The 19,138-nt window shown below is 36.3% G+C and carries 17 protein-coding genes; 6 read left to right on the top strand and 11 right to left on the bottom strand.

What is annotated here, in order from left to right:
- Position 1: 1 nt before the first annotated feature.
- The 3 genes from JMA43_RS11115 to JMA43_RS11105 form a co-directional block, all read right to left on the bottom strand.
- A complete protein-coding gene (locus tag JMA43_RS11115) occupies positions 2 to 1,030 on the bottom strand; it encodes a rod shape-determining protein (RefSeq protein ID WP_342156667.1) in 1,029 nt (342 codons plus the stop codon).
- A 151-nt stretch (positions 1,031 to 1,181) separates the two neighbouring features.
- Positions 1,182 to 2,714, bottom strand: a complete 1,533-nt coding sequence (gene purH / locus JMA43_RS11110; protein ID WP_342156666.1) for a bifunctional phosphoribosylaminoimidazolecarboxamide formyltransferase/IMP cyclohydrolase — start codon at positions 2,712 to 2,714, stop codon at positions 1,182 to 1,184.
- An 89-nt stretch (positions 2,715 to 2,803) separates the two neighbouring features.
- Positions 2,804 to 3,271 (bottom strand): GAF domain-containing protein, encoded by a 468-nt coding sequence (locus tag JMA43_RS11105; protein ID WP_342156698.1) that lies wholly within the window; start codon positions 3,269 to 3,271, stop codon positions 2,804 to 2,806.
- 117 nt (positions 3,272 to 3,388) lie between these two features.
- On the opposite strand from JMA43_RS11105, the gene JMA43_RS11100 reads away from it, so the two are divergent.
- Positions 3,389 to 3,634 (top strand): hypothetical protein, encoded by a 246-nt coding sequence (locus JMA43_RS11100; RefSeq protein ID WP_342156665.1) that lies wholly within the window; start codon positions 3,389 to 3,391, stop codon positions 3,632 to 3,634.
- A gap of 46 nt (positions 3,635 to 3,680) precedes the next feature.
- Here JMA43_RS11100 and JMA43_RS11095 read toward each other — a convergent pair whose 3' ends face one another.
- From JMA43_RS11095 to JMA43_RS11060, 8 genes are all read right to left on the bottom strand, one after another.
- Positions 3,681 to 4,553: a pirin family protein gene (locus tag JMA43_RS11095; RefSeq protein WP_342156664.1), complete on the bottom strand. Its 873-nt coding sequence runs from the start codon at positions 4,551 to 4,553 to the stop codon at positions 3,681 to 3,683.
- A 378-nt stretch (positions 4,554 to 4,931) separates the two neighbouring features.
- Positions 4,932 to 5,822 (bottom strand): type IX secretion system ring protein PorN/GldN, encoded by an 891-nt coding sequence (gene porN / locus JMA43_RS11090; RefSeq protein ID WP_342156663.1) that lies wholly within the window; start codon positions 5,820 to 5,822, stop codon positions 4,932 to 4,934.
- 15 nt (positions 5,823 to 5,837) lie between these two features.
- Complete coding sequence (gene porM / locus JMA43_RS11085) at positions 5,838 to 7,439, bottom strand: type IX secretion system motor protein PorM/GldM (protein WP_342156662.1); 1,602 nt, start codon at positions 7,437 to 7,439, stop codon at positions 5,838 to 5,840.
- A 45-nt stretch (positions 7,440 to 7,484) separates the two neighbouring features.
- Positions 7,485 to 8,144 (bottom strand): type IX secretion system motor protein PorL/GldL, encoded by a 660-nt coding sequence (gene porL / locus JMA43_RS11080; protein WP_342156661.1) that lies wholly within the window; start codon positions 8,142 to 8,144, stop codon positions 7,485 to 7,487.
- A 58-nt stretch (positions 8,145 to 8,202) separates the two neighbouring features.
- Positions 8,203 to 9,561 carry a type IX secretion system lipoprotein PorK/GldK gene (porK, locus tag JMA43_RS11075; RefSeq protein WP_342156660.1) on the bottom strand — a complete coding sequence of 453 codons (1,359 nt, stop codon included), beginning with the start codon at positions 9,559 to 9,561 and terminating at the stop codon, positions 8,203 to 8,205.
- A 148-nt stretch (positions 9,562 to 9,709) separates the two neighbouring features.
- Complete coding sequence (locus JMA43_RS11070) at positions 9,710 to 10,867, bottom strand: formimidoylglutamase (RefSeq protein ID WP_342156659.1); 1,158 nt, start codon at positions 10,865 to 10,867, stop codon at positions 9,710 to 9,712.
- A gap of 2 nt (positions 10,868 to 10,869) precedes the next feature.
- Positions 10,870 to 13,374, bottom strand: coding sequence for a type I DNA topoisomerase (gene topA, locus JMA43_RS11065; protein WP_342156658.1), 2,505 nt, complete (start codon positions 13,372 to 13,374; stop codon positions 10,870 to 10,872).
- Between the two features lie 206 nt (positions 13,375 to 13,580).
- Positions 13,581 to 14,345 carry a hypothetical protein gene (locus tag JMA43_RS11060; protein ID WP_342156657.1) on the bottom strand — a complete coding sequence of 255 codons (765 nt, stop codon included), beginning with the start codon at positions 14,343 to 14,345 and terminating at the stop codon, positions 13,581 to 13,583.
- A gap of 165 nt (positions 14,346 to 14,510) precedes the next feature.
- Between JMA43_RS11060 and miaB the strand changes: the two genes are divergently transcribed.
- Genes miaB through secG form a run of 5 tightly spaced genes read left to right on the top strand, consistent with a single transcriptional unit; the run spans position 14,511 to position 19,029 of the window.
- Complete coding sequence (miaB, locus tag JMA43_RS11055) at positions 14,511 to 15,956, top strand: tRNA (N6-isopentenyl adenosine(37)-C2)-methylthiotransferase MiaB (protein ID WP_342156655.1); 1,446 nt, start codon at positions 14,511 to 14,513, stop codon at positions 15,954 to 15,956.
- Positions 15,957 to 15,982: 26 nt separating this feature from the next.
- Positions 15,983 to 17,254: a sigma-54 interaction domain-containing protein gene (locus tag JMA43_RS11050; RefSeq protein WP_342156654.1), complete on the top strand. Its 1,272-nt coding sequence runs from the start codon at positions 15,983 to 15,985 to the stop codon at positions 17,252 to 17,254.
- A 37-nt stretch (positions 17,255 to 17,291) separates the two neighbouring features.
- Positions 17,292 to 17,783, top strand: a complete 492-nt coding sequence (locus tag JMA43_RS11045; protein WP_342156653.1) for an LptE family protein — start codon at positions 17,292 to 17,294, stop codon at positions 17,781 to 17,783.
- A 3-nt stretch (positions 17,784 to 17,786) separates the two neighbouring features.
- Positions 17,787 to 18,668: a hypothetical protein gene (locus JMA43_RS11040; RefSeq protein WP_342156651.1), complete on the top strand. Its 882-nt coding sequence runs from the start codon at positions 17,787 to 17,789 to the stop codon at positions 18,666 to 18,668.
- A 7-nt stretch (positions 18,669 to 18,675) separates the two neighbouring features.
- Positions 18,676 to 19,029: a preprotein translocase subunit SecG gene (gene secG / locus JMA43_RS11035; protein ID WP_342156650.1), complete on the top strand. Its 354-nt coding sequence runs from the start codon at positions 18,676 to 18,678 to the stop codon at positions 19,027 to 19,029.
- The last annotated feature ends 109 nt before the right edge of the window (positions 19,030 to 19,138 follow it).

Below are 19,138 nucleotides of genomic sequence, written 5' to 3'. Positions count from 1 at the left end.
TTTATTTTATCAGGATAGGTTTGTACTTATCTAAGTTTTTTAATGCAATTCCGGTTCCTCTTACAACAGCTCTTAATGGATCTTCTGCGATGTACACAGGAAGGTCTGTTTTTTGAGAAATACGTTTATCCAACCCTCTCAACATCGATCCTCCACCTGCTAAATAAATACCGGTATTATAAATATCGGCAGCAAGTTCTGGTGGCGTTTGCGACAAGGTTTCCATAACCGCATCTTCTATTCTTAAAATAGATTTGTCTAAGGCTTTTGCTATTTCTCGATACGAAATTTGCACTTGTTTTGGTTTCCCAGTTAACAAATCACGTCCTTGAACGCTCATTTCTTCTGGCGGAACTTCAAGATCTTCCGTAGCGGCACCAATTGCAATTTTAATATTTTCAGCAGTTGTTTCTCCAACGTACAAGTTGTGTTGTGTACGCATGTAATAAATAATATCATTTGTAAATACGTCTCCTGCAATTTTTACTGATTTATCACATACAATCCCTCCTAAGGCAATCACAGCAATTTCGGTAGTTCCACCACCTATATCTACAATCATGTTTCCTTTAGGCTGCATAATATCTAACCCGATACCGATAGCAGCTGCCATTGGTTCGTGAATTAGGTACACCTCTTTTCCGTTAACACGCTCTGCAGATTCTTTTACCGCACGCATTTCTACTTCTGTAATTCCTGAAGGAATACAAATAACCATTTTTAATGTTGGCTGAAAGAAACGTTTTTTCAATGCAGGAATTCCTTTAATGAACATATTGATCATTTTTTCGGAAGCATCAAAATCGGCAATAACTCCATCCTTAAGCGGACGAATTGTTTTTATATTTTCATGGGTTTTACCTTGCATCATGCTGGCTTCTTTACCAACTGCAATAATTTTGCCAGTCATTCTGTCTCTGGCCACAATAGAAGGGCTATCCACAACAACCTTGTCATTATGTATAATCAGCGTATTTGCTGTTCCTAAATCTATAGCAATTTCTTCGGTTAAGAAGTCAAAAAATCCCATGAATTATTCTAATATTAATCTTGTTATACTCACTTTGTGAGACAAATACTGAAACATTTATTTTCAGTTTCTATTCATCTTGTTTAAACGAGGTTGTCTAAAATATTACTTTTCTAGACAACCTCGTTTTAATTTATTCAAATGTAGTGAATTAATGTTTAAAATGACGTGTTCCTGTAAACACCATTGCCACATTATTTTCATTACAGTAATCGATACTTAATTGATCTTTTATAGATCCTCCTGGTTGAATAACAGAAGTAATCCCTGCATTGTCTGCAATTTCTACACAGTCTGGAAACGGAAAGAAAGCATCGCTCGCCATTGCCGCTCCATTCAAATCAAAACTAAACGATTTTGCTTTTTCAATAGCTTGTCTAAGCGCGTCAACACGACTGGTTTGTCCTGTTCCGCTTGCGCAAAGTTGCAAGTTCTTGGCAAAAACAATAGTATTCGATTTTGTGTGCTTACATATTTTTGAAGCAAACAATAAGTCTTTTAACTCGTTTTCGCTAGGTTTATTGTTGGTTACATGCGTAATATCTGCAGCAACATCTGTTTTTAAATCTTTATCTTGAACCAAAACTCCGTTTAAACACGTACGCACTGATGTTTTTGGCAACTCAATTTGTTTTTGAACTAAAAGGATTCTGTTTTTCTTTCCTTTTAAAATTTCTAAAGCTTCCGCAGTATACGAAGGTGCAATAACTACTTCACAGAATAACGTATGAATTTCCTCAGCAGTCTCAGCATCTATTTCAGTATTCGAAATTAAAATTCCTCCAAAAGCAGAAACTGGATCTCCAGCCAACGCATCCACATACGCTTCTTTAATTGTTGGTCTTGTAGCCACACCACAAGCGTTGTTGTGCTTTAAAATTGCAAAAGTAGGATCGTCGTTTTTAAATTCTTCCATTAAGTTTACCGCCGCATCAACATCGAGTAAATTGTTGTACGATAATTCTTTTCCGTGAAGTTTATCAAAAATTTCGTCCATATTTCCGTAGAAATACCCTTTTTGGTGTGGGTTTTCTCCGTAACGCAGTTCTTGCCCTTTAGATTCGCTCACTTTATAAGCGTCGATAGTTTCAGTTTGATTGAAGTAATTAAAAATAGCGCTATCGTAGTGCGAAGAAACATTGAATGCTTTTGCTGCAAATCGTTTTCTATTCTCGATAGATGTTTGTCCGTTTTGAGAAGAAATAACTTCTAGAAACTCTGCGTAATCTTCCATAGAAGAAACACAAATTACATCTTTAAAATTTTTGGCAGCAGCTCTAATTAATGAAATTCCTCCGATATCAATCTTTTCAATAATATCTTGCTCACTTGCTCCACTTGCTACCGTTTTTTCAAACGGATACAAATCCACAATAACAATATCGATTTGCGGAATTTCGTATTGCGCTAACTCGGCAACATCGCCCTCGTTATCTTGTCTGTTTAAAATTCCACCAAAAACTTTTGGGTGAAGCGTTTTTACACGCCCGCCTAAAATTGAAGGATAGCTTGTTACATCTTCTACTGGAACAACATTTATTCCCAGATCTTTAATAAATTTTTCAGTACCTCCAGTGGAGTAAATGGTCACACCTAGTTCGTCTAATTTTTTTACGATGGGTTCTAATCCGTCTTTACTGAAAACAGAAATTAAAGCCGATTTGGCTTGCTTTAGATTATTCATTGTTATTGTGTTGTTTTGGATTTTGCAAAAGTAATTTATTTGCATTAAATAGCAGCCTTGTAAAACAGAAAAATAGCTGTGTTTTTTAATTAAGAACCTTGTTCTAAAAGTAAAGCGACTTCTTTGTTTACAAACTCCAAAAATTCTTCATCTTCTTTCGTGAAAGGGTCGGCTGTATGCGAATCGATATCTATTTGCCCAATGTTTTCTCCATTTACAAAAAGCGGAATTACAATTTCTGCCTTTACAAAAATACTACACGCTATATAATTGTCTTGTGCTTTTACATCTGGCACCACAAAATTACTGTTCGAAACCGCAACTTGTCCGCAAATTCCTTTTCCAAACGGAATTATGGTATGGTCTGTTGGTTCTCCTGCAAACGAGCGCAACTTTAACTCTGGTTTATCGCCATTTTTAAAATAAAATCCAACCCAATCGTAATAAGCAACATTGGTTTGTAATAACTCACAAATACTTGTTAGTTTTTTATCTACGGAAGTATTTGCGTCGCTTACGATCACTTTTACTTCTTCTTTTAAATTTTCAAATGTCATGTACTCTTTTTTTTGCAAAGGTATAACAAACTTCATTCGAACACGATTTATTAGCTACTGAAAAATATGCATTGAAAGATTTTTTACTATCTTGAATAAAATCTGAAATTCAATCAAATGAAAAAGATAATTCTAAGCAGTATTGCGTTAATTTTTATAGCAGGAAGTTTTATTTCGTGTAAGGAAACCGAAAAAGAAAAGGAAGTTATTACAAAAGAAGAACCTGTAATTAAAGAAACTCCGAAAGCACCAGAAAAGGAAGAAGTAGCAAAACCAGTTACTGAAAAAGCTCCAAAGAAAACCGAAAAAGAAGTGGAAGAAGAAATTGACGAAGCTTTTGAAAAATTTGGCGACAACAACTAGTAACTAAAAAAGCTGTCTGAAAATAAACAATCAGACAGCCTATATTTTATTGTGGCATTTCAATGTACGAATCGTCATTTTCTACGACAGGAAAATCTTTAGCAACCCAACGCTCTTTTGCATCCTCAATAAGTTTACTATCCGAAGAAACAAAATTCCAAAATATATGTCGCTCTTCAGGTAAAGGTGCTCCGCCAAAGAGTAACAAATGAGTATCTGCTGACACTTCAACTTTACACGCATCATCTATTTTTGAAACCAACATATTTCCTTCAGCAATAATATTTTCACAAGCTTTAATACTTCCTTTTACAATACAAATTCCTATTTCCCCCTTAACTTGATCTGATAAATTGAGTGTAAAACTATGCGTCGCTTTAACCTCAACCATAAATTGTGGAGATAAAGTTGGCACTGGCGATTTTCTACCGAAAGCCTCACCAGCAATCAGTGTAAAATTAGCATTGTCTTGTTGCCATTTTGGTAAAGCTTCTTTCTCAGCGTGATAAAATTCAGGCTTCATTTGCTCCATCTCCTTTGGGAGCGCAATCCAAATTTGAAAACCATGCACATTATAAGTATTTCCATCCCTTAAGCTGTCGGGCGTGCGTTCGGTATGAGTAACACCACTTCCTGCCGTCATTAAATTTACGGCGCCAGGTGTAATGACTTGATCACTGCCGATACTGTCGCGATGTCTTATTTCGCCTTCAAATAAATACGTAAGTGTAGAAAGTCCGATATGTGGATGTTGCCCAATATCGATATATTGATTCGGACCAATCTTGGACGGCCCCATATGATCTATAAAAACAAAAGGACCTACCATTCGCTTTTTCCGAAATGGCAATAATCGCCCCACCAAAAAATCGCCAATATCTCTGGCTCGTTCTTCTATAATCAATCCTTTATTCGACATTTTTAAAACTATTTTAATTTTCAACTAAAAGACAACCTCAATTCGATATAAATATCAATATAGAATAAATTTTAAATACTTTCATTTTTGTCTTGACACAAAAACGAAACAAAAAAGTCAAGACTGATTAAAAAAGTATAAGAAAATCTACGGAATCCTCCTCCACAGATAAAAAGAACTCGCTACGCTCAAACAGCTTTTTATCTTTTGCCTCTACTGCTTCCTTGATTTTCAATACTTTTTAAATAGGTCCATTTTGTCACATATTCATCATCCTTATATCAAACTAACGTTAAAGATAAGTTTTTAAACACAAAAAAAAGCGCCTGATTTTTCAGGCGCTTTTAAATTGTTATGTTGAATTGGAAGTTATTAATTTTAGTAACTCCACATATCTTGTTCCTTGTCGCGAATCTTCTCTTTGAGACGTTGCGCTTCTAGTAATTGGAACATGGCATTATCTGGAATATAGTCTTTAATACCTCTATCTCCTTGAACGTTTTCTTCTTTGTAAATTACAGCATTAAAACGTCTCGCGTTTAACAACTGATCAAAAGAAATTGGTCGAGATGAGTTTTCATCATTAAAGGCTTTTGCTTCGTGTAAAATATCTCTTGAACTAGGGAACCAAAGCCAGAATAACTCAACTAAATCTGAATTTTCACCATCGATAAAGTTTACATCTGGAGCAACTGGAGCAATACCTAACAATCGATATTTTAATTCTCCTTGGCGCTTATCAAAATACCAAACTCCTTTAATACGCCATTCTTGAATATCGGCTGCGGTAAGTTCTCTTCTGTTAATATATTCTAGAGAAACTTGCTCTCCAGCATTTAATTGTTCGTAACCAAGATCGGTAGTATCTACTTTTTGTAAAGTAGCCGATAAATCTCCAAACTTACGACGCTCTGTAAAGTAAGAGTCAACATAGATATCTTTTAAACTTCCGTTTTTGATGTTTTTAATAATTACATCGTACAACGAACGTCTATCACTTCCAATATCTACAGTATCGATTGGATAGTAGAACGGAAAATTAATACGTTCATCCAAATCTATACGTTCCCAAACTGTTTTAGACCAAAGGATATCTCTATCATCAACATATCCGTATGGTAATGGTGCGTCGTTATCTGCTTCAATTTGATCGGCAGTTTTCATGCCGACTTCTTCTGGAAATTCTGCATTGAGTAAGTTTGCTTGCGCAAAGCTACCTACAGAAACCAAAGCAGTGGTTATAGTTAATACAATACCTTTCCAATTCATAACATTATTCATTTATTAATTTGTGAGCTCTACAACAACTGGCGAAACCTTTTTAAGTTTGTACGACCTGTTGTTGGTAATATACGCTTCAATATCAAAAATTTGAACCGCTTCTCCTCTTCCTGCTCTTTTTAAAGCAGATTTGGCGCGACTATCTAATTTGTTTCCTCTAACAGAAACAGTTGGCTGCCCTGGTACTTTAAATTTAAATCCGCTGATAGCAAGGTTTAAATCGAAGTCGAAATCTTCTAGCATTGCTCCAACCGTAGAAATCTCTAAGTTGTTTCTTGGCATTTTAATTTCTCCGTACTCTCCTCTTACAGTTCCAGAAGGACGTGGAATGTCTTTAATTCTGAATTCTGAAGCTGAAGAAACACCTTGACCGTCTGGTAAAGTTCCGCTAGCTTTAATTGTAACAGTTCTTCCACCACCAGGGTTCATTGCATATTTACTACCTGAAACTTTTTTAAGTCCTGGTGCCGATGCATTTACTTTATTATCTGGAATTCCAGGAATAGAAATCGTAATAGGGTTTGAAACTCCACGGTAAACCACATTCATTTTATCTGCTGAAATTACTGCCGCATTTGGTTTTGTAATTGTAGCAAATTTTTGAGAAACTGGCACTTCAATTGGCTCTCCATCTTGCTTAAAGATTAAGTTTCCTTCCAAAGTATGATCTCCAGCCGAACCTGCATTTACTTTAAGTTTTACTCGTCCGTTTTCGATAACGTAATCATCACCTTCTTTAAGTGATCTTCCGTCTAACTTTAAGTTTACCTCGTTTGGTTTTGTAGACCCGTCTTTTCTTCCTAAAACAATCGATCCGTCAAAAGTTTCCCCTTGGTAGTAAGCCGATTTTGGTTGCTCCAACAAAGTAGTGTAATTGGTCATCGATAAATCGGATGCCATTTGCCCTTGTAACATAGATTTTAAAATTTCGTCTTGCGTCGTTTTAATATCACTTTGTAATAAGGTTACTTTTGTTAAAGATGCAACTAAAGGAAAGCCTTCGTAGTGGTAGTTTAACCAATCTACTGCACGACCATCTCTATTTGTTACTTTTCCGTTTTCATCGCCCGTTGCGAAACGTGTTTCGATAGACGATTTTAATGATGCCTTTTGTGTTGGCTTCATTAGTGAATCTGGAATTTCAGTAATTGTTTGAATTGTAGTTTCTCTGAAATTATTAATATGATTCACAAATTTCTGTCCTTCTGCTGAATAACGTCCTCCTTGAAAAAATGCTTGATCAAGAAAATCCGATTTATCCATAACCTCATAATCTTGAAGGTCTTCCTGCGGAATTTTAGAAACCATTTGTGCTTTTAAGCTATCCAAATAGCCATTAAATGTCATCGAAACTTCTTTAATTTCCTCTACATCTCTAAAAAGTGTTTCGTACTTTTCTGGTTGTTCTGTAGATTTTAGTTTCAAATCGTTAAAAGCTGCTAAGTTTCGCTCTGTAGCTTTTTCATTAAAGTTTGTAAGCTTTTCGTTTAATAATCCAAAAGCCGACAATACTTCTTTACTCATATTCAACGCCAACATTGCAATGAAAACCAAGTACATTAGGTTAATCATTTTCTGACGTGGTGATAAACTTCCTCCTGCCATATCTTAATTCGTTTTAATTTTTAATGATTGATTTCTAAAACTGAATTAATTCACAGGTCTGTTCATAGCAGAAAGCATTCCGCCATACACTCCATTTAAAGAAGATAAATTTGAAGTTAAAGACTGCATTTGGTCTTTTAGTTTCCCTGCATTTGCAGCAACTTCTTCTTGAATCATCGCTTGTTTGTTTGCACTTTCTAGTTGTACTTTATACAAACTGTTTAACGATTCCATTTGTGCAGCTGCCAATGAAAGTTCTTCGCTGTATTTTTTAGTTGAAGTTAAAGCTTCTGCTGTTGGAGAAATGTTTTTTGCAGCACCTTCAAAGTTTCTGATGCTATCTCCTAAACTTGTCATTAATGCTGAATCGATTCTAGCTTCTTTCAACATATCGTCAAGCTTTTTAGAAAGTTGTCCTTCTGCTTCTTTAATTTCTACAGCAGTTTCTTTCTTTCTATTAACTGATGCTCCACCAGCTAATTCTGGGTATACCAACGTCCAATCTAAATCGTCGTCTACAGGCTCAAATGCAGAGATGGCAAAAATTAATGCCTCTGTAATTAAACCTACTGCTAAAAGGTGACCTCCGTTTACAGGTCCTAATTCCCAGTGTAAAATTTTAAATAATGCTCCGAGAATTACAACCGCAGCTCCTAGCCCGTAGGCCATGTTAAATAATTTCTTTGTTGATTTTGCTTGTGCCATAGTACAAAAATTTTTAGTTAAGTCAAGTTATTAAATAAGTAGTAATTTGGTTTAATTTCTAGTTCTGAGTAGCTTCTGTACCCATGTAATCTTGAACTGTTCTGAAGCCAATATAGCTTCTCGCAGAATCTTGATACTCATAATCTCTAGTACTCACTTGTAAGAAGTAAGCAACGTCCTTCCAAGAACCACCTCTAATAACTTTACGCTTGTTTTCACCATCATAAGTATTTGGGTTCATTGTAGAAACGTACTCGTACGAATTGGGGTCGTATGATGAATTTGTCCATTCAGAAACATTACCAGCCATGTTGTATAAGTTGTAATCGTTGGGGTCGTACGATTTTGCTTCAACTGTATACAAAGCTTGGTCTGCCGCATAATCTCCACGTAGTGGTTTAAAGTTTGCCATAAAGCATCCTCTTTCATTTAAAATATACGGACCTCCCCATGGGTATGTTCCAGATTGAATTCCTCCTCTGGCAGCATATTCCCACTCGGCTTCTGTTGGTAATCTAAACTGATTTACAAATTGCTGATTTTTATCTTTCTGAAAATCATTTTTATATTTCGTTCTCCAAGCACAAAATGCTTTTGCTTGTTTCCAAGAAACTCCAACTACTGGATAATCGCTATAAGCTTCACTCCAGAAATAGTCGTTGTGCATTGGCTCGTTGTATGAATAACTAAAGTCTTTAATCCACACGGTTGTATCTGGATATACCATTACTTCTTCGTGTTTTATAAAGTCCTTACGACTCCCGCCACCTTTTGCGCGAGCTGCCGCTTGGATATCCATCCAATCGTATTGAAATTTTAATTTTGTTACATCGATGGTACGCTGTCCGTTGTACGATTCTTCTAAAGGAATGTACATAGAATCTACCATGATTTCTGTGTAGTATTCGTCTGGATACTCGGCAACATCCCAAATAAGATCTACATCTTTATTAAGGCGTCTTCCTTCGTAACCAGTTTCTCCCATACCAGAATGATTTAATAACATATACTCTTCGTATACTGATAAATCTTCTGTGTTAGCATCTTTAAACGCATACTCACCTATACCTCCGTTTCCAGGAATCTCTCCCAATTCGTCGGCTAGGATAGCTAATTTTGTTCGAACTATGGAATCTTTTACCCATTCAACAAACTGACGGTATTCGCTGTTTGTTATCTCTGTTTCATCCATGTAGAATGAACGCACTGTTACGGTTTTAGTTGGGGCATTTAACACGTCGGCCATATCTTCTTCAGACCTTCCCATTATGAAAGCTCCTCCGGGTACAAGTGACATTCCGTAGGGCTTTTCGGGATGCCATTTTTTACCGCTCACGCCAACTAATTCCCCTCTGTCATTAGAACCACAGCTGGTTAATAATAATGTAACAGATGCTAATAGAAATAGCTTTTTCATATACATACTTGAGGTTAAATTACATTCTTAGATTTAAGATGGTAAACCTATTTAATTAAATTTAAAAAAACAATAAACTCTTAATTTTTGTTGTAAAACGGTGCGAAAGCACAGTCAACACAAAATATCGCGCTACTTTATACACGACTTACACCAACATTTTTTTATAAGCTTTCCACCAGCGTTCTGGCACTACACCACTACTGGCTTGAAGATATTCTTTGTGTGTGCATGGTAATAACGTATGTCTTTTGTATTTATTATTCAAGTTTTCAATTTGTGGCACTTCTATCCACCATCTACCTGAAATATTACTTTCAAAAAAACAAAGATCCATTTCTTCTAAAGGCACGATATACTTATTATAATCGATATTTGTAATGAATGGATAGTCTTTTTTTCTATAGTTAAAACCTTCGATAAAATACCATAAAATTTGTGCCGACAATTGTGCACATTGCAGTGTTTTTCTCGTATTTAGCAATCCAAATGCAGTAACTTTATCGCTTATTCCTGCATAACGAGCAATGGCACAAATCTCTCTCCCGTCAAAACCGTTCGGGAAAGTATGCGTAGCATACCCCATTTCGGAAGCCTTAATTGCCGTCATATCCAAACTCACCAAATCGGTATCTCGAAATACCGGCTCTACAATACTTATATCGTTAATTACTTCTCCCAATCGATAGGCATCGAAAAATAACTTCTCCATCAAATCGATTTCTTCCTGCGCATTAAAGTACGTTTGGTAACCCACCACTGCATAATTAAACAGGTTGTTGGGCTGTTCCATTATAACTTTACTCATATATGCATTGGAAGCAATCAACTCATCCGAAGCACTGAAATCGAACGTACTATTTACCGAAGTTAAATTTACCATCTGCTCCAAAGTATCGTAAGCGCGATACATTGCGTATGTTAAATCTTGGCTTCCGCCGATAACAATAGGAATAATGTTTTGTTTCAGTAAAGAATTGGTAATATCTGTAAGCGCAAAATAGGTGTCTTTTAGCGTTTCACCAGCTTCAATATCGCCCAAATCGGCAATAGACGCATGCCAATTTCCGAAGAAAAGTTTATACAATTCTATACGGATAGCTTCCAAATCTACCTCTCCGTGTGCATCGGCGGTTTCGCTACGAGTATCTTTTACTCCAACAATAGCCAATTGCACATTTGATAAATCTGGAAACGCTCCTTTTTCTGAATGAATTTGAATTGTTCTTCCCAACGCCTGTTTTGGCAACAACTCGTTATGCGCCAACACTACATTTTTAACGGGCGACAAAAATTCAATATTCATATTTATTTTTTGGTTTTAGTCTTTTTGGTCGTTGTTTTCTTTTTGGCAGTTGTTTTTTTCTTTGGTGCTTTCTTCTCAATCAAATCTTTCACTTCTTCCAAAGTCAGCTTAGTTGCATCTACATCTTTAGAAAGTTCAATTTTAGTCTTCCCCTTAATGATGTTTGAGCGTCCCCAACGTGCCTTCTCTACTCGAATCCCTTCGTCTTCCCAATTATGAATTACTTTTTCACGTTCTTTCTTCAGCTTATCTTCAATGAGTTCTTCAATATCAGCTTGCGAAAGATGATCAAAATCGTATTTTTTATTCACATTGATAAACATTCCGCTCCATTTTATAAATGGCCCAAAACGTCCAACTCCTTTAGTAACATCTTCATTTTTATAGGATGCAATTGGGGCGTCGGCTTTTTTCTTCTGAAGAATAAGTTCCTTCGCTCTATCCATATCTACTTCAAAAACATCTTCGCCTTTTTCGAGCGACACAAAGCTTTTCCCGAAACGCACATACGGTCCAAATCGACCAACGTTTACCTCTACCTCATCGCCTTCAAAAACTCCCAACTTTCGAGGAAGTTTAAACAAATCGAGTGCTTCGTCAAAAGTAATTGTATCAATCGACTGGTCTGGAAGTAAACTTGCAAACTGCGGTTTCTCCTCTTCGTCGGCAGTTCCAATTTGCGCCATCGGTCCAAAACGTCCTAAACGCACGCTTAATTGACGACCAGATTGCGGGTCGGTTCCTAAAATACGTTCTCCGCTTTCGCGCTCGGCATTTTCTTCAACATCTTTTACATTTGGATGAAAATCTTTGTAAAAATCTTCAATCATTTTTGTCCAATCTTCTTCTCCAGATGCAATGTCGTCAAAACTCTGCTCAACTTTTGCGGTAAAATTATAATCTAAAATTCCGGCAAAGTGATTCACCAAGAAATCATTTACAATCATTCCGATATCTGTAGGAACTAACTTTCCTTTGTCGGAACCTACATTCTCGGTAAGTTGAGCTTCTTTTACTTGATTGTTTTCTAATGTATACTGAATGTACGCACGTTCCACACCATCAATAGTACCACGCTCTACATACCCTCTATTCTGAATAGTTGAAATTGTTGGCGCGTAGGTAGACGGACGCCCAATACCGAGCTCTTCCAATTTCTTCACCAAAGAAGCCTCTGTGTAGCGGTATGGCGGACGTGTAAAACGTTCGGTTGCTGTTATGTAATTTTCGTAAACCGTTTCGCCTACTTTCAATGCTGGCAACATTCCTGCTTGCTCTTCATCTTCGTCGTCGGTTCCTTCTAAATATACTTTTAAAAATCCTTCAAACTTTAATACCTCTCCATTTGCGGTAAACAACTCATCGTGTTTATTCGCCTCAATCTTCACATTGGTACGCTCTAATTGCGCATCACTCATTTGCGATGCCAATGTACGCTTCCAAATAAGTTCGTATAAACGTGCTTGGTCGCGTTCGATTTGCACGCGGTGACGCGACATATCTGTTGGACGGATTGCCTCATGCGCCTCTTGTGCACCTTTAGCTTTCCCTGTATAGTTTCGTGGCTTACTAAATTCCTTTCCGTAGGATTTAATAATTTCGTCTTTTGCTGCCTCTACTGCTTCGCTAGACAAGTTTACACTATCGGTTCTCATATAGGTTATGAGTCCGGCTTCGTATAAACGTTGCGCCATATTCATGGTTTTTGACACCGAAAAGTACAATTTTCGAGATGCTTCCTGCTGAAGTGTAGAAGTTGTAAATGGCGGTGCTGGCGATTTTTTAGCTGGCTTGGTATCTAAATCGGCAATTTTAAAATTGGCACTTACATTTTTTTCAAGAAATGCTTTGGCTTCTTCTTTGGTAGCAAAACTCTTATTGGTTTTTGCTTTGAAGCTTTTGCCTTCTTCATTTCTAAATTCAGCAACAATTTTAAAAGAAGCTTCTGGTGTAAACTCTTTTATTTCGCGCTCACGCTCCACAATAAGTCGCACAGAAACCGACTGTACACGCCCTGCCGAAAGTCCTGTTTTAATTTTTTTCCAAAGTACAGGAGACAATTCATACCCCACCAATCGGTCTAAAACTCTACGCGCTTGTTGCGCATTTACAAGATTGTAATCGATGGTTCGTGGATTGTCGATAGCTTTTTGAATGGCGCTTTTGGTAATGGAGTTAAATACAATACGCTTGGTTTTACTCGCATCGAGTTTTAACTCTTCTGCCAAGTGCCAAGCTATTGCTTCTCCCTCGCGGTCCTCATCACTCGCTAACCAGATAGTCTCTGCATTTTTAGCAAGGTCTCTCAACTTTTTAACTACCGCTTTTTTATCAGAAGAAACGATGTATTTCGGTTTAAAATCCTTTTCTACATCTACTCCTAATTCTCTTGAAGGAAGGTCTGCAATATGCCCAAAACTACTCTCTACCTTATAATCTTTTCCCAAAAATTTTTCGATAGTTTTCGCCTTTGCAGGGGACTCCACAATTACCAAATTCTTTGCCATAAAGCCATTTTTTAAGAGTACAAAAGTATACAGAATTTTTAATTTCTAACACTTTCGGCGTTTTTAAGCCTATAAAACAGCGTTCAAAAGCAAAAAAGTTCTTACTAAAATCAGCAAGAACTTCTTTGTTAAAATCATTTTATTGAGGCGAAGATTAAGTTTTTATACTGAAAAGCTATCGTCAAAATATTGACAATTTCTTAAACTTAAAATTCAGAAATAGCATGAGTTTGGGTTTCATTTTCATCAAAACCAACTGCATCTTTATATATTAAATAGATTGGCAAATACGGAAAAGAAGCCGTGAATAGCAGTCCGATTCCACATAAAAGCAACCCGACCATTTCTGCCAACAATCCTGCAACCATTACCAACCCAAAAGTAAGCCACCATTTTTTGTGTCCCAATTTAAAGCAAACTTGAATATTTTCTTTTGCTGAAAGCTCTGGATTAAAAGCAAATACTACAGCAACAAAATATAAAGGAATTGCCACATAAAACATAGGAATTACACACAACAGCATCGCCAAAAGTGTAATAACAATACTGAAAAAAGATATTGTAAATAATTTTCCTAAATACTGACTTTTAAAGAACATAAACAAACTTGCATTCTGCACTGCTCCTTTTAAGTCTATCTCTTGAATAATTTTATAATACCCGCTCATCAAAGCCAAACCTACTGTTTGAATTAAAATTAAAACAGGTATAAAAATCACTGCAAAAGCTATGATAGCTCCCACAGGTAAATCTTTACCAGTTTCTGGGTCGAAATCTCCAGTAAAAGCAGACACGAACATAGGAGAGTAAAGCAATATCACAAGCGGAATTACCAATACCAAAGATGTTAAAAGCAATAATAAACCTTGTGTCCAAGTTTTTTTAAATAAGTCAATAGATTTTCCGAAAATATCGCCAAAATCGAGTCTAGGACTTTGCGCTATTTTGTTTAAAAGTACGTCGAATTTCATTTTTTATAAATTAGTGTAGCTCCCAAAGCTACTACTATTTTACCTATAATTGAAACCCATATTAGACTTCATACAAAAGTTGCGTTAAATTTACGCTGACAATTTGTCACTACACCAAATATAATCGTATCTTTGCCCTCTAAATTTGATTTTTTTTAAATCGTGATGGAGAAGATTATTGACGAAAAGAAACAAGGAGACACTCTTGTTTTAGACCAAAAAACAGAAAACACGCGTAAACTTTATATCGAAAGTTACGGTTGCCAGATGAATTTTTCTGACAGCGAAATTGTAGCTTCCATTCTTGCTAAAGAAGGTTTTAATACCACTCAAAAAATGGAAGATGCCGATTTGGTGCTTGTAAACACCTGTTCAATTCGAGACAAAGCCGAACAAACTGTTCGTAAGCGTTTGGAAAAATTTAATGCGGTAAAACGTATTAATCCGAAAATGAAAGTTGGTGTTTTAGGCTGTATGGCAGAGCGTTTAAAAAGCAAATTTTTAGAAGAAGAAAAAATTGTAGACATGGTTGTTGGACCAGATGCTTACAAAGATTTGCCGAACCTCGTTCAAGAAATTGACGAAGGAAGAGACGCCGTAAATGTAATTCTATCCAAAGAAGAAACTTATGGCGATGTTGCTCCAATGCGTTTAAACAGTAATGGCGTAAGCGCTTTTGTATCGATTACTCGCGGTTGCGATAATATGTGTACGTTTTGCGTAGTGCCATTTACACGTGGTAGAGAACGTAGCCGAGACCCGCAATCTATTTTAGATGAAGTAGACGACCTTTCTAACAGAGGGTTTAAAGAAATAACTTTACTAGGGCAAAACGTAGATAGTTATTTATGGTATGGTGGCGGACTCAAAAAAGATTACGAAAAAGCTACCGACATGCAAAAAGCTACAGCAGTAAATTTCTCCAATTTACTTAGTATGGTAGCCGAAGCACATCCAAAAATGCGCATTCGTTTTTCAACTTCCAACCCGCAAGATATGACCTTGGATGTAATCGAAACCATGGCAAAATATAAAAACATCTGTAATCATATTCATTTACCGGTACAGAGTGGAAGTAATAGAATTTTAAAAGAAATGAATCGTCTGCATACGCGAGAAGAGTATTTCGAATTGATTGATAACATCCGAAAAATTCTTCCAGAGTGTTCTATTTCTCAGGATATGATTATTGGTTTTCCTACGGAAACAACGCAAGACCATAAAGATACAATGGACTTGATGGAGTATGTAAAATACGATTTTGGATATATGTTTACGTATTCAGAACGTCCAGGAACTCTTGCAGAACGAAAATTAGATGACGATGTTCCTGAAGAAACTAAAAAGAACAGACTTACAGAAATTATAAACCTTCAGCAGAAACATAGTGCATACCGCACCAAACAAAATTTAGGTAAAACTGTAGAAGTGCTTATCGAAGGAAATTCTAAAAAATCTGATGCACATTGGATGGGACGTACTTCGCAAAATGCGGTTACGGTTTTTCCAAAAGAAAATTATAAAATTGGCGATTTTGTAAACGTAAAAGTAAACGATTGTACTACGGCTACCCTTATCGGAGAAGCTGTAGGATATTCTGACAACAATTAGCCAAACCTCAAAAAAATTAATAAAACATGGAGAGTGTTCAAGCCATAAAACAGCGTTTTGGTATTATTGGTAACGATGTAAAGTTAAACCGAGCTATCGAAAAAGCCATTCAGGTTGCCCCTACCGATATTTCCGTTTTAATTACCGGAGAGAGTGGTGTTGGGAAAGAAGCCCTCCCAAAAATTATACATTCTTTATCGCACCGTAAACACGGAAAATACATAGCCGTAAACTGTGGTGCTATTCCAGAAGGAACAATAGATTCTGAACTTTTCGGTCACGAAAAAGGAGCATTTACTGGTGCTACGCAAACTCGTAGCGGGTATTTTGAAGAAGCCGATGGCGGTACTATTTTTTTAGATGAAGTTGGAGAGCTTCCGCTTACCACACAAGTGCGTTTATTAAGAGTACTCGAAAATGGTGAGTTTTTAAAAGTAGGTTCATCCAAAGTACAAAAAACCGATGTTCGAATAGTTGCCGCTACCAACGTAAACATGTTTGAAGCAATTGAAAAAGAAAAGTTTCGTGAAGATTTATACTATCGTTTAAGCACTGTAGAAATACATTTACCACCACTTCGAGAACGCAAAGACGACATCCATTTGTTGTTCAGAAAATTTGCTTCCGATTTTGCACAGAAATACAAAATACCTACCATTAGACTCGATGATAACGCCATACAATTACTCAACAAATATCGCTGGTCTGGGAATGTGCGTCAGCTTCGAAATATTGCCGAACAAATTTCAGTTTTAGAGCAAAATCGCATTATTTCTTTCGACACTTTAAGGAGTTACCTACCCGATGCTGGTAGTAATTTACCTGCCGTTATTAAAAATGAAAAGTCGGAAAGCGACTTTAGTAGCGAACGCGAAATTCTCTACAAAGTACTTTTTGATATGAAAAGTGATTTAAACGATCTTAAAAAACTCACCTTAGAGTTGATGAAAGGCGGAAGCAACGGCGAGAAAGTTCAGCAAGAAAATAAAAGTTTAATCAATAAAATCTACGGAGACGAAGAGAGCGAAATAGATTTTGAACATGCTGAAGAAGACGAAGCTATGGAAGTTCTTCAGATAGAGCATCAAAAAGAAATTCCGCAAACAGTTGCTGTGGAAGACAAATATCACTTTGCTGAAGAAATTCAAGAAGAAGAAACTTTATCACTTCAGGATAAAGAATTAGAATTGATTAAAAAATCTTTAGAGCGAAACAAAGGCAAACGCAAAGCAGCTGCCAGCGAACTAGGAATTTCCGAAAGAACACTTTACCGAAAAATAAAACAGTACAATTTGTAATATTTTTTGTTCTTTTGAAACTTACATTATTTTAAAAATGAAAAAAATCATCATACTTTTTGTAGCTGTATTTAGCATGCAAGGCTGCGGACCCTATTCATTTACTGGAGTTAACACCACTGCAGAATCTTTTCAGGTAAACTTCTTTAAAAATGAAGCGCCAATTATTGAGCCTGGTTTGGATTACGAGTTTACAAATGCTTTACAAGATTTAATTTTAAACCAAACCAATTTACAATTGGTAAGCCGAAATGCCGATTTAATTTACGAAGGAGAAATTGTTCAATACGCCATTTCTCCAATGTCGGCTACTGCCAATCAAACTGCTGCGCAAAACCGATTGACAATTGGAGTGAATGTACGTTTTTACGACACTAAAAATCCAGAAGAAGATTTCGAAAAACGCTTTTCTTTCTTCTACGACTATCCTGCGGCAACACAACTTGTTACCATAAAACAAGCTGCCCACGACGAAATTTTAGAGCGTATTACACAAGATATTTTTAACGAAACCCTTGCAAACTGGTAGTAGATGAACGTTTCAGATTTTTCATATTTATTACAAAAGCCTGAACAAATTACACAGCAGCACGTCGATTCTTTAAAAAAGATACTCGATGAGTTTCCGTATTTTCAAGCGGCAAGAGCGGTATATTTAAAAGCGCTTAAAACGCAAGAAAGTTTTAAATACAACGGCGAACTCAAAAAAACTGCTGCTTACACTACCGATCGTTCTATTTTATTTGAATACATTACTTCGGATATTTTTACGCAACACGCAGTTGCCAAAAAAATAGCGCAACAAACTGCCAACGAGCAATTGCACGGAATAGAAGTTACTGCTGAAGAAGTTATTGTAAAAGACAACAAAACAGCTTTCGATTTTAACGATGTAGATGCTGGTGCTGTGATGGATCCAGATCTTTTTCAGCCAAAAGAAAATACAAAACCTGCTGAAAAATCAGAAGAAACAGAAAAATTACAACTCGGAAAACCTTTAGAATTTAATAAATCTGAAACACATTCATTCACCGAATGGATGCAACTTTCAACCACTGCAACGCCAATTAACAGAGACGAAAGTGAGGTAGAAACATCAGAAAAATCTTCCGAAGTAAGAAAAGAAAAGAAGTCGGGAATTGAAGGAAAACTAAAGCTTATCGATAAGTTTTTAGAGAGCAATCCAAAAATTCCACCAGTAACCGATGTAGCCAATAAAGTAAATTTAGCCAAGGAAAACAATGTTGAACGAAGTGAGTTAATGACCGAGACTTTGGCACGTGTTTACCTAGAGCAAAAGAAATATAAAAAAGCAATTCAAGCTTATAAAATTTTAAGTTTGAAATATCCAGAAAAAAGTGGTTTCTTTGCAGACCAAATTAACGCAATTAAGAAATTAAAAGACAATAATTAATATAGAAATGAGTACGTTTTCAATTTTTTTGGTACTAATTATAATAGTAGCCTTTTTATTAGTTTTAGTGATTATGGTACAAAACCCTAAAGGTGGCGGGTTATCATCTTCATTTGGTGGTGGCGGAAGCCAAGTTGTTGGAGGAGTAAAAAAGACAGGCGACTTTCTTGATAAAAGTACTTGGACGTTAGCAACTGTTTTAATTGTATTAATTTTACTTTCTAACATTACGTTAGTATCTGGCGATTCATCTGAATCAAAATTATTAGACGGAAGAGAAGTAGAAACTGCTGCTCCAAGCACTACGGTTCCTGCTGCTGAAGTTCCTGCTACAACTACAGATAGTACAGACGAGCAATAAAAAACTCACATACATATTTACAAAATGCCAGCTTGATGACAAGCTGGCATTTTTGTTTTATACCCACTCGTCTTTTTCGAACATCTCATTTTGACATTTTTTCGCTCAT

This window comes from Joostella sp. CR20, from assembly GCF_038433465.1.
Classification (GTDB): Bacteria; Bacteroidota; Bacteroidia; order Flavobacteriales; family Flavobacteriaceae; genus Galbibacter.
The sequence above is the reverse complement of the archived record's forward strand: the minus strand, read 5'-3'. Positions and strand labels throughout refer to the sequence as shown.